Origin of the sequence: Marinimicrobium agarilyticum DSM 16975, from assembly GCF_000423345.1 — a bacterium.
GTDB classification, from domain to species: Bacteria; Pseudomonadota; Gammaproteobacteria; order Pseudomonadales; family Cellvibrionaceae; genus Marinimicrobium; species Marinimicrobium agarilyticum.
On the sequence record NZ_AUHU01000011.1, the window covers coordinates 83,938 to 104,652 of the forward strand.

Annotated in this window: 17 protein-coding genes and 1 riboswitch; of the genes, 11 read left to right on the forward strand and 6 right to left on the reverse strand. The window is 56.6% G+C overall.

Features of this window, described 5'->3' with window-relative positions; all coding sequences use genetic code 11:
* Positions 1-150: 150 nt before the first annotated feature.
* Complete coding sequence (locus tag G547_RS0112250) at positions 151-1,155, forward strand: histone deacetylase family protein (RefSeq protein ID WP_027330109.1); 1,005 nt, start codon at positions 151-153, stop codon at positions 1,153-1,155.
* 20 nt (positions 1,156-1,175) lie between these two features.
* Positions 1,176-1,433 carry a hypothetical protein gene (locus G547_RS0112255; protein WP_157209862.1) on the forward strand — a complete coding sequence of 86 codons (258 nt, stop codon included), beginning with the start codon at positions 1,176-1,178 and terminating at the stop codon, positions 1,431-1,433.
* A gap of 38 nt (positions 1,434-1,471) precedes the next feature.
* Here the strand turns inward: G547_RS0112255 and G547_RS23100 are convergent, their stop codons facing one another.
* From G547_RS23100 to G547_RS0112265, 3 genes are all read right to left on the reverse strand, one after another.
* Positions 1,472-2,074: a TM2 domain-containing protein gene (locus G547_RS23100; RefSeq protein WP_211224552.1), complete on the reverse strand. Its 603-nt coding sequence runs from the start codon at positions 2,072-2,074 to the stop codon at positions 1,472-1,474.
* Positions 2,071-2,400, reverse strand: a complete 330-nt coding sequence (locus tag G547_RS23415) for a hypothetical protein (RefSeq protein WP_157209863.1) — start codon at positions 2,398-2,400, stop codon at positions 2,071-2,073. Before G547_RS23415 ends, G547_RS23100 begins: the two co-directional genes overlap by 4 nt.
* Positions 2,401-3,197: 797 nt before the next feature.
* Positions 3,198-4,778, reverse strand: coding sequence for an ABC-F family ATPase (locus G547_RS0112265; protein WP_027330111.1), 1,581 nt, complete (start codon positions 4,776-4,778; stop codon positions 3,198-3,200).
* Positions 4,779-5,006: 228 nt separating this feature from the next.
* Between G547_RS0112265 and G547_RS0112270 the strand changes: the two genes are divergently transcribed.
* Complete coding sequence (locus G547_RS0112270) at positions 5,007-5,534, forward strand: cytochrome b (protein ID WP_027330112.1); 528 nt, start codon at positions 5,007-5,009, stop codon at positions 5,532-5,534.
* Between the two features lie 57 nt (positions 5,535-5,591).
* Here the strand turns inward: G547_RS0112270 and G547_RS22740 are convergent, their stop codons facing one another.
* On the reverse strand, positions 5,592-6,134 hold the full coding sequence (locus G547_RS22740; protein WP_051235371.1) for a DUF3617 domain-containing protein: 543 nt from the start codon (positions 6,132-6,134) through the stop codon (positions 5,592-5,594).
* Positions 6,135-6,404: 270 nt separating this feature from the next.
* Between G547_RS22740 and ahpC the strand changes: the two genes are divergently transcribed.
* Positions 6,405-6,971: an alkyl hydroperoxide reductase subunit C gene (ahpC, locus tag G547_RS0112280; protein WP_027330113.1), complete on the forward strand. Its 567-nt coding sequence runs from the start codon at positions 6,405-6,407 to the stop codon at positions 6,969-6,971.
* A 92-nt stretch (positions 6,972-7,063) separates the two neighbouring features.
* Positions 7,064-8,662 (forward strand): alkyl hydroperoxide reductase subunit F, encoded by a 1,599-nt coding sequence (ahpF, locus tag G547_RS0112285; protein WP_027330114.1) that lies wholly within the window; start codon positions 7,064-7,066, stop codon positions 8,660-8,662.
* Between the two features lie 87 nt (positions 8,663-8,749).
* Here the strand turns inward: ahpF and mntP are convergent, their stop codons facing one another.
* The gene (gene mntP / locus G547_RS0112290) at positions 8,750-9,325 is read right to left on the reverse strand and encodes a manganese efflux pump MntP (protein WP_027330115.1); all 576 of its coding nucleotides are present in this window, start codon (positions 9,323-9,325) and stop codon (positions 8,750-8,752) included.
* A 2-nt stretch (positions 9,326-9,327) separates the two neighbouring features.
* Positions 9,328-9,527, reverse strand: a riboswitch (yybP-ykoY riboswitch).
* 190 nt (positions 9,528-9,717) lie between these two features.
* Between mntP and G547_RS0112295 the strand changes: the two genes are divergently transcribed.
* The 4 genes from G547_RS0112295 to G547_RS0112310 all read left to right on the forward strand — a co-directional run bounded on the left by G547_RS0112295 (position 9,718) and on the right by G547_RS0112310 (position 15,647).
* Positions 9,718-10,941 carry an EAL and HDOD domain-containing protein gene (locus G547_RS0112295; RefSeq protein WP_036188378.1) on the forward strand — a complete coding sequence of 408 codons (1,224 nt, stop codon included), beginning with the start codon at positions 9,718-9,720 and terminating at the stop codon, positions 10,939-10,941.
* Between the two features lie 80 nt (positions 10,942-11,021).
* Complete coding sequence (locus G547_RS0112300) at positions 11,022-12,029, forward strand: zinc-dependent alcohol dehydrogenase family protein (protein ID WP_027330117.1); 1,008 nt, start codon at positions 11,022-11,024, stop codon at positions 12,027-12,029.
* A 102-nt stretch (positions 12,030-12,131) separates the two neighbouring features.
* Positions 12,132-13,352 (forward strand): EAL and HDOD domain-containing protein, encoded by a 1,221-nt coding sequence (locus G547_RS0112305; RefSeq protein ID WP_027330118.1) that lies wholly within the window; start codon positions 12,132-12,134, stop codon positions 13,350-13,352.
* Positions 13,353-13,607: 255 nt separating this feature from the next.
* On the forward strand, positions 13,608-15,647 hold the full coding sequence (locus tag G547_RS0112310; protein WP_027330119.1) for a PKD domain-containing protein: 2,040 nt from the start codon (positions 13,608-13,610) through the stop codon (positions 15,645-15,647).
* Between the two features lie 17 nt (positions 15,648-15,664).
* Here the strand turns inward: G547_RS0112310 and G547_RS0112315 are convergent, their stop codons facing one another.
* Complete coding sequence (locus G547_RS0112315) at positions 15,665-16,792, reverse strand: endonuclease/exonuclease/phosphatase family protein (RefSeq protein WP_211224553.1); 1,128 nt, start codon at positions 16,790-16,792, stop codon at positions 15,665-15,667.
* A 292-nt stretch (positions 16,793-17,084) separates the two neighbouring features.
* On the opposite strand from G547_RS0112315, the gene G547_RS0112320 reads away from it, so the two are divergent.
* Both G547_RS0112320 and G547_RS0112325 read left to right on the forward strand, forming a co-directional pair.
* Entirely contained in the window at positions 17,085-20,234 is a 3,150-nt protein-coding gene (locus tag G547_RS0112320; RefSeq protein WP_027330121.1) for a TonB-dependent receptor, read from the forward strand.
* 65 nt (positions 20,235-20,299) lie between these two features.
* Entirely contained in the window at positions 20,300-20,632 is a 333-nt protein-coding gene (locus tag G547_RS0112325; RefSeq protein ID WP_027330122.1) for a hypothetical protein, read from the forward strand.
* Positions 20,633-20,715: the final 83 nt, after the last annotated feature.

Sequence of the window (20,715 nt, forward strand, 5' to 3'; positions counted from 1 at the left end):
AAACAGAGTGTGGAACAGGAATCGGCTCGTCATGGTCAGCAGTGTAGCGCAGCCGTTCGGGTAGGCAAAGCGCTAAACCGTCGAAGTGAGAAGCTCGTATGCTAGTCTTTACCCATAACTGATTCCGTCTCAGGCGACAAAGGAGAGCCTATGAAAGCGTTTTTCCACCCAAGCCAGGACAAGCACGCCCCGCAATCCTACCTGACTCGCGGCCAGATGCGGGCGCCCCAGGAACTGCCCACCCGAACCCCGGAACTCATCAAGGGCCTGGAAGCTCTGGGGGTGAAACCCGAGCAGGCCCGCGACTATGGTATGGACATGATCGCCCGGGTGCACGATCTGGGCTATCTGCGTTTTCTCGAGTCCGCCCACCGACGCTGGCCGGAAGACTGGGGCGAAGAAGTCATGTCCAATATTTTCGTGCGCTCCCCCAACCCCCTGCGGGGCATTCTGGCCGAATCCGCCCGCTACCAGGCGGACGGCAGTTGCCCCATCGGCCCCCATACCTGGGAGGCGGCCTACTGGTCCGCGCAAAGTGCCCTCTCAGGCGCGGATGAGTTACTGGCTGGCGAGCGCCTCGCCTACGCCCTCTGCCGCCCACCGGGCCATCACGCCCGGCGCGACGCAGCCGGGGGCTTTTGCTACCTGAATAACGCCGCCATCGCCGCCGAAGCCTTGCGAACGAAGTACGACCGGGTCGCGATTCTGGACCCGGACATGCACCACGGCCAGGGCGTGCAGGAGATCTTCTACGAGCGGGACGACGTTCTGTATATCTCCATCCACGGCGATCCCACCAACTTCTACCCGGTGGTAAGCGGCTTTGAAGACGAGCGCGGTGCCGGCCCGGGTTACGGCTACAACATCAACATGCCCATGCCCCACGGCTCGCCCGAGTCCGTATTTTTCGAAAAACTGGCGGACGCCGCCGATGCCATTCGCTTGTACGAGCCTGATGTCCTGATTGTCGCCCTCGGCTTCGATGTTTACCACGAAGACCCGCAAGCCAAAGTCGCCGTCAGCACCGAGGGCCTGGGCCATATGGGCGAAGGCATTAAAGCGATGGGGCTGCCCACGTTGGTGGTACAGGAGGGAGGTTACCATCTGGAATCCCTGGCGACCAACGCCAAGCATTTCTTTGATGGCTTGCGTTGATGCTTTGGTTAGGCGTTCCTTTGGCGTTGTTGCTTCCCATCTACGCCCACTGGCGGCTACCCCCGCTCGCGGAAAACCGCTGGTCGCGCTGGCTGACCGGCGGTTTTCTGGTGTTGCTCGGTGTGGGGGTCGGTTGGGCAACGGCCTTCCGCTATTTCCCCATGGTGGATGGCGCAGAACGCTGGGCACTGTTTCTTATCGGTTTTGGCGTGGCTCACTTTCCGGCGGCCGCTGTTCTGTTTCTGAAGCATCGCGAACATCGCGAGCGTCGGCGCTGAGTTTCACTGCGTAGCGATAAGCAGACGAAGTGAAATTTCTACTGCTTTGGGGGTTGAGTGGGGCTAACGGGATGCTTCCCCATGACCACCGTCCGGAAGAACAAATAGGCGGCCGCCACAATGAAAATATGAGTGAAGTCGAACGAGTAAGGATCGCCCAACCAAAGGCTATATATCTGGAGGAACAAAAGTGCCCAGAAAGGCAAGGAGACTATGAAAATTAATAACCTAACGTTGGCTTTTATCTTGACGGTGTTGTCCATAATAAAGGCTTCCTTATATTTTCTGCCCAATGAATCACTAAGTTCACCAAATAAGATAATTATAAAATCAATAAAAGCCCAAATGTCTAGACCGCCTAGAGTTAATAATTGAACTGTTGCTGATTTCATTTTTCCAGTGTAAAAGCGATGAGCTCCAAAAACCCCAAAGAAAAACGCAAGTATTGCTGTCAGAGTTCGGCTCTTATCGCTTCTATCTTCTACAGTTTTTATTTCCATTTCCTTTTTTAAATTGACGCATTTAGCTGATGCCGGAGTTAGAGGGGGAAGGGGTGGCCAGTGAAGGTGGGCTTTTACAATGCTGGCAACCTTATTAAATACGTAAGCAATATGATTTATGTCGTCGGTCTGCGGAGTCACTCTAAACTCTGATCTACCGATAAAGCGCAGTTGTACGAATAGCTTTCACCAGTTTTGGCTTTAGAACATAAATAACGTTTTCCTTTGCATGTGGCCATCCATACATTTGAGGTCAGCCCTATTGATAACTCATCGGAAACAACGCCGTCTGCAGTTACAAAATTAATGTCATTATCATTAGGAAAGCAACCAGTGTAGCCGGCGCTTATAGTTTGAAGGCTGCTCTTTATTAAATCCGAATAGGCTGTGGTTGTTGCTGTACTGCAGCCAGAAAAAAATAGCGGAAAAGTTACAATAATAAGATATTTTTTGTGGTTGATTTGCATCGAAATTCTCCTTGTTTAACTACACTATATGGGTGGGGGTGCCGTTTCTGGTGTTGCGGGGCAACCTCCACTCAACGTCGCCGACGGGACGGATGTCTCACTTAATGGAATGGTTATGAACTCCTGCCATATCGCTAACCCTATTTGGCTAAAGGGCTACAACTTGCTGTATTTTCATCTACTCCAGCAGCCGAACATACATGAACAGTCGACGTGCATGTTACGGTCCATACGCCATGAACGTTCCATTTTGGGTCGATAAACTCTACTTCCATGTCAGCTGGTAGACAACCAGTAGGTCCAGCACTCATGTACCTGATCTTCTCTTTTGCAAATTCCGAGTTATTTACGTTATATGGTGTCACACAACCAGCCATGAGAAGCGAGAGACACAATGTGACGTTAAAATTGAACGTGTTGCTCATGTTTTTTCCTTTCTCAAGGGTAACAATATTATTAGCCGGAGGGTTTCCGTATTTCGCGTTTGGATGTTTTTATATCATGCTCAATGGGCCGCGTCACTCGCGGTTTAGAATGTATCGAAATAAGAATGACGGGGTAAGAAACGGAAAGTGTCGTTGCTGATATGTTATACGGAAATATGTAGGGGGCATTACCATTCACAGTTAGCTGCGGGAAGGTTAATGTGCCAATAATGCTTCTACAGGAAGTCAATGATGAAATGATGCGTCGGCATTGCGCCAATCGCACCACTTAAACCTTCATTCGTTGGATCAGGTGTTTTATCCTGGCCCATCAGAAGTGCCTTCCAGCCCCGCAAGGGCTGGCTGGTGAGATCAAAGCCCTTGGCTGCGTAAGTACTCCTCATAGGAGCCGTGAAAGTCCACCAACCCTTCTGGTCTCATATCGATAATTCGTGTCGCGAGGGAAGAGACAAATTCCCGGTCGTGGCTGACGAACACCAATGTGCCGGGGTAATTCTCCAAGGCCAGGTTCAAGGCCTCGATGGATTCCATGTCCAGGTGGTTGGTGGGTTCGTCCATCAGCATGACGTTGGGGTTGAGCAGGGTCAGCTTGCCGAACAGCATCCGGCCCTGCTCGCCGCCGGAAATCACTTTCACGGATTTTTTCACGTCGTCGTTTGAGAAGAGCATTCGCCCAAGCGCGCCGCGCACCACTTGCTCATCGCCGGTGGTCCACTGTTGCATCCACTCAAACAGTGTCGCCTCATAGGCAAAATCGTCGGAATGGTCTTGTGCTACATAGCCTACATCGGCTTGCTCGGCCCATTTGATGGTGCCGGCGTCCGGGGTGACGTCGCCGTACAGGCAGCGCAGCAGGGTGGTTTTACCCGCGCCGTTGGGGCCGATGATGGCGACCTTCTCGCCGGCTTCAATACTCAGGCTCAAGTCCTTGAACAGAGACCTGTCAAAGGCCTTTTCTGCTTTTTCCGTCACCACGGCCAGGCGGTGCAGTTTCTTGTTCTGGGAAAACCGGATAAAGGGACTGATCCGGCTGGAGGGTGGTATATCCTCAAGTTGGATTTTCTCCAGCTGCTTGGCTCGCGAGGTAGCCTGCTTGGCTTTGGAGGCGTTGGCAGAGAATCGACTCACGAACGCCTGCAGATCGGCGATCTGGGTCTTTTTCTTGGCGTTTTCGTTGTGCAGCCGTTCGCGGGCGGCGGTGGAGGCCGTCATATAGTCGTCGTAGTTGCCCGGATAGATGCGCAGCTCGCCAAAGTCCAGGTCTGCCATGTGGGTGCACACACTGTTCAGGAAGTGCCGGTCGTGCGAAATGATGATGATGGTGCTGTTGCGCTGGGTCAGAACACCTTCCAGCCAGCGGATAGTGTTGATGTCCAGGTTGTTGGTGGGCTCGTCCAGCAGCAGTACGTCCGGGTCCGAAAACAGGGCCTGGGCCAGCAGTACTCGCAGCTTCCAGCCGGGGGCGATGGCGCTCATGGGGCCGGTATGTTGATCCTCGGGAATTTCCAGGCCCAGCAGAAGCTCGCCCGCGCGGGCCTCGGCGGTATAGCCATCCAGCTCGGCGAACTGCACCTCCAGCTCGGCGACCTTCATGCCATCGTCTTCGCTCATCTCCGGCAGGCTGTAGATACGGTCGCGCTCGGCTTTCACTCGCCACAGCTCGGTGTGCCCCATGATCACGGTATCCAGCACTGTGTACTCTTCATAGGCGAACTGGTCCTGGCGCAGCATCCCCATGCGGACGTTGGGCTCCAGCATGACCTGGCCGCCGGAGGGCTCCAGCTCGCGCCCCAGAATCTTCATAAACGTGGACTTGCCGCAGCCGTTGGCGCCGATCAGGCCGTAGCGGTTGCCGTTGTTGAATTTGACGGAGACGTTCTCGAACAGGGGCTTGGCCCCGAACTGCATGGTAATATTGGCGGTAGAGATCACAAAAAGGGTCCAACTGGGAGGTGAGCGCCGGAATCGGGCGAAATGGGCGCGCAGTCTACCGGATACTGGCGTCCAGCCCAACCGGAATCGATGAGCGGGCGTTGTGGCTATGCCACCTCTGTCGTCTATACTCACGCCAGTGGGGCAAGGCGGCGCTGCCGTTTGAGGGTTGTTTTGCGGTAAACCACCGTTACCATTATTGTCATTTCATCAGGAGAGGGGAGAACAATGACGAGTACTTCAGGATACTCCGCAATTTCCATTGTCAATCACTGGGTGACGGCCTTGCTGGTCGTGGCCATGTTGCTGTTGGGCTTTATGGCCGCAGCGGCGCCCTCAAGGGAGGTCGGTGGTTTCATTATGTCGGTGCACATCAGCCTGGGGTTCTTTGCGTTCTGGTTCGTGCTCTGGCGGGTGGCCTATCGCCTTTATCAGGGCTTTCCCCCGACCCAGGGTGATGTTCGCTGGCAGCGGCTGCTGGCCTGGTGGGTGCACCGGCTGATGCTGTGGCTTCTGTTGCTACAGGTGTTTACCGGGCCGCTCTACCTGTTTACCGAAAACGAGGGCGTGAATGTGTTTGGGTGGTTCACGGTGATGATTCCGCTGGAGAGCCTGGCGGTGATCCACGAGCCGGTTGAAACCCTTCATGTCATCACGGGCCTGTACATTATTCCTGCGCTGATTGCGATGCATTTTGTTGGGGCCGTTCATTACTTCTGGAATCGTTCGAAAACGACACCCACCGAAATCTCTTGACCGCTCACTCAGCCGGGCCGGGGTAACATACCGGCCCGGCTGAGCTGAAAGACCCGGTTACTGGGCTTTGAGCTCGTCAGAGCAGCCTTCTTTTAGAAACTTCCCCGTAATATCCAGCGTGAGGTTGCCCGACACACCGGGAAACTGAGAGGGCATGGTCACATTCCCCTTATAGCGCTCACCATTCTCGATCTGGAATTCACCCTTGGCCCCCGACTCGGGGCAGGTCAGCGTGATGTCCGAGTCTTTTCCGTCCCGGGTCACTGTGTGTTCGCAGCTCGCGTCATCGGCGAAATTGAATTCGACGTTGTCTATCTCTTCCTGGGTCATGCAGTCTTTTTGGGGCTCTCCATTAAAAAGACTGAACGGGTTCATTTGCTCGGCCATGGCCCGGCTCTGCTCGGGCAGGGCGGCCAGCTGCGCTTCCATCTGTTCGATTCGTTTCTCCAGCTCGCCGGAGTCCGAACTCATCTGCATGGTCATTTCCCAGGTGCCGGGCTTGAGGTAGACGGATTCGGCCTGGGCGGAGCCGCCAGCGAGCGCAAGGCAGGATAGGGGCAGAAGAAGGGCGCGTTTTATAAACGTCGGGATAGCATTCATAACAAAACTCCTTGTTAACCATGTTGTGGGTGGGGAGGGGCAGACGTTGCCCACGTTTTGGATTGTGCCCCGCTTGCTCGCTGAGTTCAAACAGTCTCTCTGTGCTCGGCAGGTGCCTTTATTAATCTGAATGTATCGGTTGTTTGGTGTCGATAGCCATTAGCTATTTATGTCATTGATATATAGAATTTCAATTAGTCTGATATTCCTAATAGTATAGCTATCGTTATCTAGTCATTCATTGAAACCAACGACGAGGAGCTATACCGAATGTCTCGCTACATCGAATCCGAACTGAAACCCTTCAGCGCCCAGGCTTACCACAATGGTGAGTTCACCAAAATCAGCGACAGCGATGTCAAAGGCAAGTGGGCCGTGGTCTTCTTCTACCCGGCTGATTTTACCTTTGTCTGTCCCACCGAGCTGGGCGACTTGGCGGATAACTACGCCGAATTCCAGAAGCTGGGTGTGGAAATCTACTCCGTGTCCACCGATACCCACTTCACCCACAAGGCGTGGCACGATTCCTCCGAGACCATCGGCAAGATCCAGTTTCCGATGATCGGTGACCCGACCGGCCAGATCACCCGCAACTTCAATGTGATGATTGAAGAAGAGGGGATCGCTGATCGCGGTACCTTTGTGATCGACCCGGAAGGTCGTATCCAACTGGTGGAAATCACCGCCGGCGGCATTGGTCGCGACGCCTCCGAATTGCTGCGCAAGATCAAGGCGGCCCAGTACATCGCGGCGCACCCGGGTGAAGTCTGCCCCGCCAAGTGGAAGGAAGGTGAAGAAACACTCGCTCCCTCCCTGGACCTGGTTGGCAAAATCTAAACCCGGTTCTCCCTTCTGGCTTTTCACGCTTTGGCCCACCTCTGGGTGGGCCCTTTTTACCTAACGACTGTTAACCGACGAAGGACACACTGATGTTGGATGCAAACCTGAAACAGCAACTGGACACCTACTTGCAGAAAATCGTCAACCCGATCGAAATTCGTGTGTCCGGTAACGAGTCCTCCAAGTCTTCCGAGCTGGAGAGTCTGGCGAGCGAAATCGCCGAGCTTTCCGGTCAAATTGAATTGAAACCCGGTTCCGGCAAACGCCAGCCGGCCATGGCCATTGCCCCGGCCGGGGAAGCGCCGCGCGTGAGTTTCGCCGGTATTCCTATGGGGCATGAGTTCACTTCTCTGGTACTGGCATTGCTGCAAGCCGGTGGTCACCCGTCAAAGGCGGACCCCGAGGTGTTGGAGCAGGTGCGCCAGCTCGAGGGTGAGTTCCACTTTGAAACCTATATTTCCCTGTCGTGCCAGAACTGTCCGGACGTGGTACAGGCGCTGAACCTGATGGCGCGGTTGAACCCGAACATCACCCACGAAATGATCGACGGGGCATTGTTCCAGCAAGAAGTGGACGAGCGTCAGGTAATGGCGGTCCCGGCCGTCTACCTGAACGGCGAGCACTTCGGCCAGGGTCGTATGAGCCTGGAAGAAATCGTGAACAAGCTCGACACCGGCGCCGCCAAGCGTAAAGCGGCCGCCCTGAGCGAACGCGACCCCTATGACGTGTTGATTGTCGGCGGCGGTCCGGCCGGCGCGGCAGCGGCCATCTACGCCGCTCGTAAAGGCGTGCGTACCGCACTACTGGCGGAGCGTTTCGGCGGCCAGGTGATGGATACCATGGGTATTGAGAACTTCGTCTCGGTCCCGTACACGGAAGGCCCCAAGCTGTCCGCCGGTCTGGAGCAACACGTGAAAGAGTACGGTGTGGACATCATCACCGAACAGCGAGCGGCCAGTATCAGCCGCCATAAAATGCTCGACCTGGAGCTTGAAAGCGGTGCCACGCTGTCCAGTAAATCCGTGGTGCTTGCCACCGGCGCGCGCTGGCGCGAGCTGGGTGTGCCGGGCGAAGCCAAGTACCGCACCAAGGGTGTGGCTTACTGCCCCCACTGCGATGGCCCCTTCTTCAAGGGCAAGCACGTGGCGGTGATCGGCGGCGGCAACTCCGGGATTGAAGCGGCCATTGATCTGGCCGGCATCGTCAAACACGTCACCGTGCTGGAATTCGGTGATCAGTTGAAGGCGGACGAGGTCCTTCAGAGAAAAGCACGCTCCATGCCCAATGTGGACATTCTGACCAGCGCTCAGACCACCGAAATTACCGGTGACGGCAACAAGGTCACCGGTCTGACCTACACCGATCGGACCTCGGGGGAGAGCCACGATGTTGAGCTGGCCGGCGTGTTTATTCAGATTGGCCTGATTCCCAATACCGAGTGGTTGAAGGGCAGTGACCTGGCGATGAACCGCTTTGGCGAGATCGAGATCGATGAGCGCGGCGCGACTTCCATGCCGGGCGTCTTCGCCGCCGGGGATGCCACCACCGTGCCCTATAAGCAGATTGTGATCTCCATGGGGGCGGGGGCAACGGCCGCGCTCAGTGCCTTTGATCACCTGATTCGCTCTTCCATGGAAGAGAGTGATGACGAAAAAAGTCAGTCCCCCGCCAAAGCAGAGATCGCCTGATCCATTGCAAAGCCGGGTTTCTCAGAGCCACCTTTGAGGGTGGCTTTGGGGTTGGCATTTTTTGGCTTTAGGGGCGGCTCGTCAGGCTCAGGTGGGCGCCGTCAGGTGGTTGAACAAGATGGCGCTCCCCAGCCCCATCAGCACCAGACCGCCGATGACTTCAGCGCGTTTTCCGACCACTGCTCCCAGAACGCGGCCGAGCATAATCCCGGCGGTGGCCATCAGCAGAGTGGCCACGCCAATCGCGACTGCGGTAGCCATAATGTGGACGTCCATAAAGGCCAAACTGACCCCCACGGTCAGTGCGTCCAGGCTGGTGGATAGTGCCGTAATGGCCAAAAGCCAAAAACCGTGGCGTGATTGTTTGGGCGGCTGGGCGTGCGCGGTATCAGTTTTTAACCCTTCGACCACCATATGACCGCCCAGGCAACCGAGCAGGGCGAAGGCGATCCAGTGATCCCACTGCGAGACGCTGTCGGCGAAGAGCATGCCCAGTGTCCAGCCTAAAAGGGGGGTAAGGGTTTCGATAACGCCGAAGATGACACCCGTGCGCAAGGCTTCGCTAAAGTGAGGCTTATTGAGTGCGGTTCCTTTGCTGATGGCGGCTGCAAAGGCATCGGTTGACATGGAAAAGGCGAGTAACAACGTAGAAACGGGAGACATTCAGCAATAACCCCGGCCGGTGTGATGAGCCCACGACACGCCTACACCACCGGCCAGTAGCGCATGCGCGTCGATGGTCTCGCCAACCGTTATGGCCACCCGCACCACGGCAACTCGCCGATTATGTTGATGCGGGGACTTCCCCTGGCTGAGCCATAAGCTCGGCTCCGGGGGAAGCAGGCTACTCCCCAAAGACGGCGGTAAATTACCAGATTGGAGCCAGACGCACAACAAATGGCAGTGACATGCTGCGCTCCAGTCTCTTCTGAGCAGGTTGCTCTCGCTGCTCAATAAACGAACGCCGTGCCTGTGGGATCGCTTGTGGAGAAATGTGTAACGTGGTTTCATACGACGAGGTGACCGAGAGCGGTCTTGTGTAAACCAGGATGTCTATGAACCAGCCCCCAGCCTCCGATACCGACAATGTGCTCTTGGCGGCCCAGCCTATTTTTGACCGGTCCCAAACCACGGCAGGTGTCGAACTGCTGTACCGTAATGACAAGGGGCAGACAGCGTTTGACATTGGTGAGCACCAGGCGACCAACGAATTGCTATTCAACTTCTGCACCGGGGTGAGCGAGCACATTCAAGACAGTCGTTACCCGGCTTTCATCAATGTGTCGAGAAGCTTCCTGTGTTCAGGCTCCTTCCTGCCGATTGACCCGACACGCGTGGTGGTGGAGCTGGTTGAGCGCATTACTCCCGACGCGATGGTCGTCTCCGCCGCACAGCGCTGGCATCAGAAAGGCTTCCGTTTTGCTCTGGATGATTTTGAGTTCCAGCCCGAATGGGACCCGTTATTGAAGTTGGCGTCCTACATCAAGGTGGATGTGGAGAAAACCTCCTTGGAACGCGCGTTGTCGAAGCGTCGGGCTTTGGCGCGCTACGACATCAAATGGTTGGCCGAAAAAGTGGAAACGGCTGAAATGTATCAGCAGTTTTACGATGCCGGATTTGACCTTTTTCAAGGGTATTACTTTGCCCGCCCGGTGATCGTTCGCGGCAAAAAGCTGAGCCCGACGGCGATGAATATCGCGCGACTGATCGGCGTACTGTTTGCGCCGGAGCCGGATATGGACCGCATCACCGAGGTGCTTTCGAGTGACCCGATGCTTTCGGTCAGCCTTATTCGCATAGTGAACAGTCCACTGTTCAAAACCCGGTATGAAGTTCGCTCCATGAAGGAAGTGGTCATGCGTATGGGGTTAGTGGCGGTTCGCCGATGGGCCGTGCTGATTGCGTCATTGCAATCGAGCTCACCGGAACGGGCCCGGCTGGTGCTGGTGCGGGCCCAGGCCAGTGCCGCGCTGGCCGAGTACTACCGGAACGAGCCACTGGATGCCGGTAGCGCTTTTCTCGCGGGGTTGCTGTCCGGCGCCGATGTCTTGTTGGATGTGGAACTGAGTCGCTTTCTCGAGTCGGTGGACATCTCGGAAGACATCAAAGCCGCCGCCCGTTCGCGCGCCGGCGGGCTTGGCAAGGTCGTGGAGGTCATTGAGAAGCTCGAGCGCCGGGTGGCCATGAAGCGCGACCTGGCGAGGGTCAACAAAACACTGGTACGTCTGTATTCGGAAAGTACGCACAATGTGCAGGCGTTATTCAGCCATATAAAGTGATCGATATTGGCAGTGAAGAAGTAACGTGTTCCCATTGCTACACTGATATGACCACTAACGCATTGATTGGAGGTGCTGTCATGAAGACCATTGCCGTTCGCAACCCTGCTACGTTGGAATCCCTGGAAATGCAGGACCGCCCGGACCCGGGCGACCCGGGCCCCGGGGAAATTCGGGTGCGAATTCACGCCAGTTCCCTCAACTTTCATGATTACAGCGTGGTCAGTGGCGTCATGCCCACCGAGGATGGCCGCATTCCAATGTCGGATGGGGCCGGCGAGGTCGAGGCTGTTGGGCAGGGCGTTCAGGAGTTTGCTGTGGGGGACTCGGTGGTATCCACCTTCTTCCCGCCCTGGCTGGCCGGGCCTCCGCCGCTGGGTGATTTCTCGCAGACCCCGGGGGACGGCATAGACGGCTACGCCCGTGAGGCGGTCGTGCGGCCGGTCAACTACTTCACCCGTGCCCCCAAAGGCTACACCCACGAGGAAGCGGCCACGCTGACCACGGCCGGGCTGACCGCCTGGCGGGCGCTGGTGGTGGACGGCCCCATCAAGGCGGGGAACACGGTGCTGACCCTGGGTACCGGTGGCGTCTCCATATTCGCCGTGCAACTGGCGAAGATGATGGGTGCCAAGGTGATCTCGACGTCTTCCTCCGATGCCAAACTGGAGCGCCTCAAGGGGCTCGGCGCCGATCATGTCATCAACTACAAGACCGAGCCCGAGTGGGGCAAACGGGTAATGGAGTTGACGGGTGGTCACGGCGCCGACCATATCGTGGAAGTGGGTGGTCCGGGGACGCTGCCCCAGTCCATTCAGGCGGTCGCCATCGGCGGTCACATTGCGTTGATTGGCGTGTTGACCGGTGTCGCGGGTGATATTCCCACGGCACGCTTGATGGCCAAGCAGGCACGGCTCCAGGGTTTGATTGTGGGCAGCCGCAGCCAGCAGCAGGAGTTTGTCCGTGCGCTTGAGGTCGGCGGGTTGAAGCCGGTCATTGATCGGACCTTTCCGCTGGAAGGGCTTGCCGAAGCGTTTCGCTACGAGGCGTCTGGCCAGCACTTCGGTAAGATCTGCATCGGGATCTAAAAACGTCAGGCTTATGCCAATAAATTGGATGTACGGCGGGTCGCCTCCCTATACAATATGTTGATTATTGCGCCATACGCTTGTTAATAATGCGATCCATTTATGAGTGACATCCGCCCGCCGGGTACCAATGCGCTATTGGCTTCTCAGCCGATTTACGACCGTGACAACCATATCGCAGGGATGGAGCTCTTGTATCGCCATGATTCAGGGAAGAATGCCGTTGAGGTAGGGGAAGACCGTGCCACCAGCGAGGTGCTGTTCAACTATTGCACGGGTGTGACCTCTCAAGTGGATCACTACCAACAGCCCGCCTTCATTAATGTCTCACGAGAGTTTCTATGCTCCGGTGCTTTTCTTCCGATTGATCCTCGAAGCGTCGTCGTTGAGCTGGTGGAGCGCATTGAGCCCGACGCCGAGCTGATCGAGGCTGTACGGAAGTGGAATAAGAAAGGCTTCACCTTCGCGCTGGATGATTTCGAGTTCAAAGACTCCTGGAAGCCGCTGCTGTTTCTGGCATCGATCATCAAAGTGGATATCGAACAGACGCCATTGAGTGTGGCGCTCGAAAAGCGCAAAAAACTCGCGCGCTTTCCGCTTCGGTGGCTGGCGGAACGGGTGGAAACGGCGGAACAGCATCAGCAATACCTGGACGCGGGCTTCGATTTGTTTCAGGGCTATTTCCTGGCCAGGCCGGCCGTGCTTTACGGGAAAAAGCTCAGCCCCTCCGCTCTAAACCTCGCTCGCCTCATCAGCCAGCTTTTCGCCGACGAGCCGGATATCGACCAGGTAACCGACCTCCTGGCTCAGGACCCGCTGTTGTCGGTCAGTTTGATTCGCATTGTTAACAGCCCACTGTATAAGGGGCGGCACAATATCAGCACCATGAAAGAGGTGGTGATGCGTCTGGGTATTGTGGCGATTCGACGCTGGGCCGTGCTGATTTCCTCCTTACAGGCCAGTTCGCCCGAGGTGGCGAGAACCATCCTGATCCGGGCTCAGGCCTGCGCGGCTCTGGCGCCGCTGTATACCGCGGAGCCCCTGGACTCTGGGCGGGCGTTTCTGGCAGGGCTGCTCTCGGGCGCGGACGTCCTGCTGCAAGTGGAACTTCCCGCGTTTCTGCAAGAGCTGGATTTGGCGGGCGACATCAAGAGCGCCGCCCTCGAGCGCACCGGGGGCCTGGGCGAGCTGATCAAAGTGGTCGAAGATCTTGAGCGGCGCCTGGCGATGAAAAAGGATCTGGCCACCATTAACCGCAAACTGCTCAAGGTTTACCAGGAAAGCGCGGCCAATGTTCAGGCCCTGTTTAACGAGTTGAGCTAGCCGGCATTGTGCTTCTGTGATCGAAGTCACAAAATCGGAAACAACCGTTTGTTGGCGTCAGAATCCTAACCTAGTATCAGGGGGTTCCACCCGCACTTAATGAATTGATGATGCGACCATACAGACAAGGACGGTTGATGGTACTTCCCAGCCCCGCTTATCGCTTTCCCTGTCCTAGATTTTGTTCTCGCGTTTTCTCTTTGGCGTGGGTGGTTATTCCGTTGGTGAAGCACCTATAAAAAGGACCCCGAACCCATGACTTCCGCACCGAATAGCGCTTTTTCTACGTTAAAGATTGCCTTGGCGATACTACTGTCAGCAATCCTGGCTTCTTGCGGGGGCTCCTCCGGAGGAGCAGATCCGCAGCCGCAAGTCGGTGAAACACCCTCTACGAATATTGACGGAGATGACACAGGTGACGTTGACGAAGGAGACTCTGAGGATGACGATGGGGCAGAGGAAGAGCCTCCCGAAAACGAAGAGCAGAATAACGACGAGGAAGCTTCGAAAAATATAACGCCGACAATAGACGCCGGTAGTGACTTGAGCCCCGAGGAGGGGAGCGTTGTTCAGCTCCGTGCTACCGCAAACGATTCCGATGGCACACTGGGCCCTCTGCAGTGGCGTCAGACGGGTGGTGCTGAGGTCAGTTTTGAAGTCAATGCCACGGGAGTACTGCGATTTCTGGCACCGACTGTTTCCGAAGAACGCCTTTTAACCTTTGAGGTGCAAGTAGCAGATGATGATGGGGGCACGGCCTCCGATTCGGTTCGCGTGACGGTGATGCCTGTTAATTTGCCTCCGACTGTTGAGGCGGGGAGCGATATAACGCTCAGAGGATTGTCTGAGGTGAACCTGTTGGCTCAAGCGACGGATTCGGATGGTGAGTTATCCGCCTATCAATGGCAGCAGATCGACGGGGAAGCGGTTGATCTGGACGAAACTGCGGCAGCTCAGCTGTCCTTTCAGGCGCCTTCCACGCTTGTTGATGTGGAGCTGGCATTTGAAGTGATAGTCACCGATAACGAAGGAGCGACTGGGCGGGATACTGTCCGAGTCACCGTTACGCCGGAAGATGCCCCTGATCTCAGCATTCATTTTCCACCGGCCAAAGGCCTGTATGAGGAAGAGACCGTAGATGTATTTGGCTCCGTTCAATCCCGCGGCTCGGCCCAAATAGAATCGGTCATGGTGAACGCGGGCAGTGGTGCTACGGAGGCGGACGTGGGCCCGGATGGGAGCTGGCGAGCCTCAGCGGTGGCTTTACCCTCAGGTGTTACTGAACTGACCATCAAAGTGACGGCGACTGATACCCAGGGGCTCGACCAGACAGATGAGGCTGTCCTTATGCTCGGACAAGAGACGTTGGGAGAGGGGCCCACATGGGAGGAGTCGCCTGGTCTAGCACTGGCACCTTCCGGTGACGTGGCATATTTGTTGACTTCGGGCTTTTGGCTCAGTGATACGAAACTCCTTGCTGTTGACCTTGCCACCGGAGATCGGTTGGACACCGTGGCGGACCTTAGCGACGAGACGTTGGGCACGGTCTACGGAGCTTATACCGACATGGAGTTCGACCCGGTGGCCGGGCGGTTTTTGTTGTCGTCGGCGCCTTCGGGGGAGGATCACCTCATCATTGAGCTGGACATGGCAACGGGCATGAGATCAGTTATAACGGGCGGAGACATCGGTGATGGGCCTGCCCTTAATTTGCCGAATGACCTGATGCTGGACGGGGAGGGGCGCCTATGGGTGACGAACAATGGTGGCTCCGAGGGTGTGCCGTCGGTGATGACGGTTGACTTGGCCACAGGTAAGCGAACCGTGGTCGTCGATGAAAGTACGGCGCCGGTCACCGTAGACGCCCCGCTAAGCGGCATTTTTGATGGTAAAACCGGGCAGTTCTATGTCTCTGAGAATATTTTCAGCGACTCTCCTATTCTCGCGTTTGATGTGACGGATGAGGTGGTCACCGGGGCCAGCTTGAGTGCGACGGACTGGTCAGTAACGCCGAAAATAGCTGAAGGTGCTGAAAGTCTGCACCTGGATGCGGCTCGTAAGCGCCTTATACTAAGGAGTCGGGGCAATGACACTATCATTGCGGTTGACCTTGCGACGGGTGAACGAACCTTGCTGGCTTCGGATGTTCTGGGCAGCTCGTCAACGATATTGGACAGTACTGAAACCGCATACGATGCGAACCGTAATCTCTTGTATATAGCCGGGGGGCGAAGCCGTGACGCTCTGGTCGTCGTGGACTTGGAAAGTGGTGATCGAGTGACTATCAGCCGCTAAAGGCTAAAGGCTAAAGGCTAAAGGGTACAGCCCAGGTCCACCCACACCAGCCGGTGGTCCGAGCTGGCCTCTCGGCTTTCAATCAGCCGATGGAGAGGCTCTTCTTTGATGGGCCAGTAGACGCCGCTGTTCTCAATGCCAAGATGCGTCGAGGGCAGCACATAGTCGGCCCGCATTCCCCAGCTCACGGTGTGAGAGGCGCTATGGGGGTCGCCGGGCCTGGCTTCCCGGCCGCCCTCGCTGGTGGGAGTGAGGGCATTGACCGCCGGGTGTGACAACAGGCCCGCTATGGCCCCGGGGCGACTGTCCCCTTCGACCGGGGAGGCATTTAGATCGCCCAGAACGACGAAGGGCGCGTCGGCGGCGAGCCCGCCCCGCTGGCCCTGGTCATCATAGAGATAAGCGGCGTTGTTCAGGTAATCCACCCAAAAGCGGATTTCATCGTGGTTGCGCTTGCCGTTGCGATCCTCCGGCCCATCGAACACCGGTGGGGTTGGGTGGCTTGCCAGCAGGTGCAAGGTTTGCTCGTGGAGTTGAACGGGAATGCTCCAGTGCGACTTGGAGGATAGCCGGAACTGTGACCACACCGCCTCTGAATAATACGGGGTACCATCGGCGTTGAAAGGCTTTAATGCGCCGGGCATATCCTTCCATAGAAAGTGCTGAAACGTTCGGACCTTGTCGGTATCAATCGGGTAGCGGCTGAGCACCGCCATACCGTATTGGCCGGGGTAGTGCCCAAACCCGTAGGCGTCTTCTGGCAGAGTAATCTCACCATCGCCGTTACTGTCGAGCGGCATGGCCACTCCGGTATTGACCGGCGCGACGAAGCGGTAAGCGTATTCGATCGGAGGCTGGCCGGCTTGAGATTGGCTTAAATAGTTTTCCTGAAACAGATCCAGCCCTGCCGAGCGCGGTTGAATCGTGTCGAACTCATTCAGCAGGAGAATGTCCGGCCGCACTCGCTGAATGATTTCCGCGATGTTGCGAATCTGGGGGTGATCACCGGCCTGCAACCGCTGTTGAAGTACGGCGGCCGACAAGGGCTGGTCGGTGTTCTCGTCGAGGTAATTGCCCGCCTCCATACTGACGTTGAAGGTGGCCACTCGAATGGATTCACTGCACGGGTTCATTCCGGTATTCATTTCTCGCTCTGTTGTACAGCCACTGATCAACAGCGCCGTCATTAGGGCGGCTAACCATCCCGATTTCATCAGGCTCCCCCTATTGCGTCTAAACCGGTGACAGAATAGCGGGCACGCCGCCTCAATGCACGGACTTTTCCCTGCCATCCAATCGTAACCCAGTGGTCACATTCCGGTCACTGAATCGTCGCTTTTCAGTCTTATAGTCCCTGACCCAGACCACACGTAAAAGTGTGCCAATGACCTTGCGCCCGGAAAGGGTGCCTTATCGCAGTATTCAGGGGATTGATCTATGAAGAAGGCATTGATTCGACGCTCTCTCGGCCTCGCCATCGCGACCGCCATGGGTGTTGCGACTGCGCCGGGCCTGGCCCAGCAAACCAGCTCCGCCATTCAGGGGTTTGTGACCGACGCCAGCGGCAATCCGGTGGATGATGCCCAGGTGGTGGTGACCCACACGCCCACCAACAGTCGCAACCAACTGATGACCAACGACGCGGGTCGCTTCAGTGCAGACGGTCTGCGTGTCGGGGGGCCCTACACGGTCACGATTCGCTCCGATGAAGGGGAGCGTACCCTTGAAGATCTCTATTTGACCCTGGGTGATGCCTACGCCCTTGAAGTCGTGCTTCGCTCCGTTGCCACCGAAGATATCGTGGTGGTGGGCAATATTCTGGAGCAGGAGTTTGCCGCTGTTGGCCCCAGCTCCTCGTTCGGGGTGAGTGATCTGCGCAACGCCCCGGCGATCAACCGGGACCTCAAAGATGTGGTCCGCCTCGATCCGCGCATTTATGTGGACGAAGCCTTCGGTGACTCGATTCAGTGCGCCGGTGCCAATCCGCGCTTTAACAGCCTGACTGTCGATGGCGTTCGCATGAACGACAACTTCGGTTTGAACAGCAACGGCTACCCCACCGAGCGTATGCCTTTCCCCTACGACGCGATCGAGCAGGTTGCCGTGGAGCTGGCGCCCTTTGACGTTCAGTACGGTGGTTTCAGTGCCTGTAACATCAACGCCGTCACCAAGGCCGGCAGTAACGAGGTGCACGGCTCCGTTTTCTTCGATTACACCGATGACTCCCTGACCGGTGACTCGCTGGAAGGCGACAAGATCGATGTGGCGCCGTTTGATGAGCAGCGCTATGGCTTCAGTGTGGGCGCGCCTTTGATTCAGGACAAGCTGTTTCTCTTTGCCGCCTACGAAAAACTGGAAGGGGTCGATACTTTCGGTCGTGGCCCGGTCGGGACCAATGTGGCCACGCCGGTGGAAGGCGTCAGCGTAGAACAGGCGAATGACATTGCGCGTATCGCCAACGAACTCTACGGCTACAACCCGGGCGGTTTCCCAACCAGTTTGCCGGTGGAGGACGAGAAATTTCTGGTGAAGCTGGACTGGAATATCAGTGAAGATCACCGCGCTGCTCTGACCTACAACTACAACGACGGTTACAGTATCGCCGAATCCGATGGCGACCCGGATGAGTTGGAGTTCTCCAACCATTATTACGAACGCGGCGCGGAGCTCACCAGCTACGTTGGGCAACTGTTTTCCGACTGGAGCGACCGCTTCTCAACTGAAGTGAAACTGGGCTACCAGGAGCTGGACAATCGCCAGCTGTCGCTGGCGGGCGTGGAATTCGGTGAGTTTCAGATCACCACCGAAAACGATCACGACAACGATGGTAACCCCTCCGAGGCCACAGTTTACCTCGGGGCGGATGACTCCCGCCACGCCAACAAGCTCAGCTACGAAACCTTCAACCTGAAACTGGCGGGCACTTACGCGTTGGATATGCAGACCTTCACCGTCGGTTACGAGCGTGAAGAGTTCGACGTGTTCAATATGTTCATCCAGGAGTCAGAAGGCGAATACCGGTTCGACTCTATCGACGCCTTTGAAGCGGGCACGCCCAGCGCCATTATTTATGAAAACGCGGCGAACACCAACGTCAAGGCTGACGCCGCTGCCGAGTTCGGTTACGTCATCAACACGCTGTATGCCCAAGATGAATTCTATTTTGGCGGAAATGATCTCACCGTGGTGGCCGGTCTGCGCTATGACTGGTACGAGAGCGATGACGTTCCGGCCTGGAACCGCGACATCTACTTGACCTATGGCCTGGACAACGAACAGAACCTGGACGGCAAAGACCTGCTTCAACCGCGCCTGGGCTTTAATTGGAATGTGACCAGCGCGATGGAACTGCACGGCGGTGTAGGGCTGTACTCCGGCGGCAACCCCAACGTCTGGATTTCCAATAACTACTCCAATGACGGCGTCACGCAGATTGAAGTTCAGGATCGTTCCGGAACCTCGGTGTTTGATATGGAATTCACTGGTGAAGGGCGTCCGGGTTATGACATTCCTCAGGATCTTTACGACCAGGTAGCGGCCGGCAACGGTCAGGCCGGGGGCGTCAATCTGATGGACCCAAACTTCAAGATCCCGTCGTCCTGGAAGTACGCCTTTGGCGGTAGCTACGATTTCGGAAACGATCTGGTACTGTCCGCCGACTTGTTGTACAGCGAGATGGAAGATGCCGCCATCATCAAGGACATCTCCCGCGTACAGACCGGCACGGCCATAGACGGACGCCCGGTTTACGGCAGCATCGACGGTCGCAGCCAAGACTTCATGCTCACCAATGTGAAAGGCGATTCAGGCAAGGCACTGACTTTCTCCCTGGGCCTGAGCAAATACTTCGATTTCGGTCTGGAAACCGCTTTTGGTTACGCCTACAGCGATGCCGAAGACGTCAACCCCATGACCAGCTCCGTGGCCTTCTCCAACTACACCAACATCGCCGTATCCGATCCGGAAAATCCGGGTGCGGCGACCTCCAACTACAACATTCCCCACCGCTTCACAACGAAACTCGCTTATGAAAAAGCCTTTTTCGGAGATTACCAAACCCGTATTACGCTCTTTGGCTCAGCCAACGAAGGTCGTCCCTACAGCTACGCGGTCGATAATGGCTTCCTCTTTGGAGACTCCACTGGGTTTATTGAACGCCACCTGCTGTATGTGCCCACCGGGGTTAATGATTCAGCTGTCGTATTTGGCGACGAATTCGATACTGACGCTTTCTTTGCCTGGGTAGATTCCGAAGGCCTTAACCGCGGCCAGATCATGGAGCGCAACGACCTGTACAGTGACTGGTGGGTCAAGTTTGACCTCAAGCTGGAACAGGAGCTGCCGGGCTTCTCCCGCGACCATCGCTCTTCGCTGTACATGGTGGTGGAGAACCTGGGCAACCTGATCAATGATGACTGGGGCGTTCAGTACGAAGCCGGCTTCCCGCGGATTCAGACCGCCGTGGACGCTTCCATGGATGATCAGGGCCGCTACGTGTACGAGAGCTTCCGTGACCCCGCCGGCCCCACCCGCGAGGGCGAGCCGTCTCTGTGGGAAATCCGTCTCGGTGTTCGCTACGACTTCTGACGCCTGAAACCTCAAGGAACAGGGAGACTTGTATTGCGTGATGGGCTGGCGGTAAACTCCGGTTCATGAAACGCGTCTCCCTGCTCCTTTTTTTAGTGCTCGTCTCGTTTGCGAACCTCGTGTTCGCGGCGGACTGGCACGAGCGTGCGTCGGGAGACGAGCTCGCGTTGGCGGCCATTTTTGAAGACGGCGAGGCGACGGAGCACTCGGAACATCCCCATCCCCCCGGCGGCAACTGTATGCACAGCCACAGCTGCCACGCCCACGCGCATTTGTTTTCTATCGATACTGACGGTTACAGCGCTATTGTCACCGAAGGTGATCGCTGGCAGGCGGTGAACCTGCCATTACCTCCCCAGCACTTTATGGCACCGGATGTGCCCCCTCCCATTGCCTGACGTTTTCTCTGAACCCTCTCGACCGGTGATTGACTCTCGGGTGTAGCCCGCGTCGCACCGGTTTTGGCTGACATTGGAAAACA

Excerpts from the sequence above, each read along its gene's own strand:
- G547_RS0112250 (WP_027330109.1), top strand. The coding sequence starts at position 151 with ATGAAAGCGTTTTTCCACCCAAGCCAGGACAAGCACGCCCCGCAATCC.
- G547_RS23415 (WP_157209863.1), bottom strand. The coding sequence starts at position 2,400 with ATGCAAATCAACCACAAAAAATATCTTATTATTGTAACTTTTCCGCTA.
- G547_RS0112270 (WP_027330112.1), top strand. The coding sequence starts at position 5,007 with ATGACGAGTACTTCAGGATACTCCGCAATTTCCATTGTCAATCACTGG.
- G547_RS22740 (WP_051235371.1), bottom strand. The coding sequence starts at position 6,134 with ATGAATGCTATCCCGACGTTTATAAAACGCGCCCTTCTTCTGCCCCTA.
- ahpC (WP_027330113.1), top strand. The coding sequence starts at position 6,405 with ATGTCTCGCTACATCGAATCCGAACTGAAACCCTTCAGCGCCCAGGCT.
- ahpF (WP_027330114.1), top strand. The coding sequence starts at position 7,064 with ATGTTGGATGCAAACCTGAAACAGCAACTGGACACCTACTTGCAGAAA.
- mntP (WP_027330115.1), bottom strand. The coding sequence starts at position 9,325 with ATGTCTCCCGTTTCTACGTTGTTACTCGCCTTTTCCATGTCAACCGAT.
- G547_RS0112295 (WP_036188378.1), top strand. The coding sequence starts at position 9,718 with ATGAACCAGCCCCCAGCCTCCGATACCGACAATGTGCTCTTGGCGGCC.
- G547_RS0112300 (WP_027330117.1), top strand. The coding sequence starts at position 11,022 with ATGAAGACCATTGCCGTTCGCAACCCTGCTACGTTGGAATCCCTGGAA.
- G547_RS0112305 (WP_027330118.1), top strand. The coding sequence starts at position 12,132 with ATGAGTGACATCCGCCCGCCGGGTACCAATGCGCTATTGGCTTCTCAG.
- G547_RS0112310 (WP_027330119.1), top strand. The coding sequence starts at position 13,608 with ATGACTTCCGCACCGAATAGCGCTTTTTCTACGTTAAAGATTGCCTTG.
- G547_RS0112315 (WP_211224553.1), bottom strand. The coding sequence starts at position 16,792 with ATGAATACCGGAATGAACCCGTGCAGTGAATCCATTCGAGTGGCCACC.
- G547_RS0112320 (WP_027330121.1), top strand. The coding sequence starts at position 17,085 with ATGAAGAAGGCATTGATTCGACGCTCTCTCGGCCTCGCCATCGCGACC.
- G547_RS0112325 (WP_027330122.1), top strand. The coding sequence starts at position 20,300 with ATGAAACGCGTCTCCCTGCTCCTTTTTTTAGTGCTCGTCTCGTTTGCG.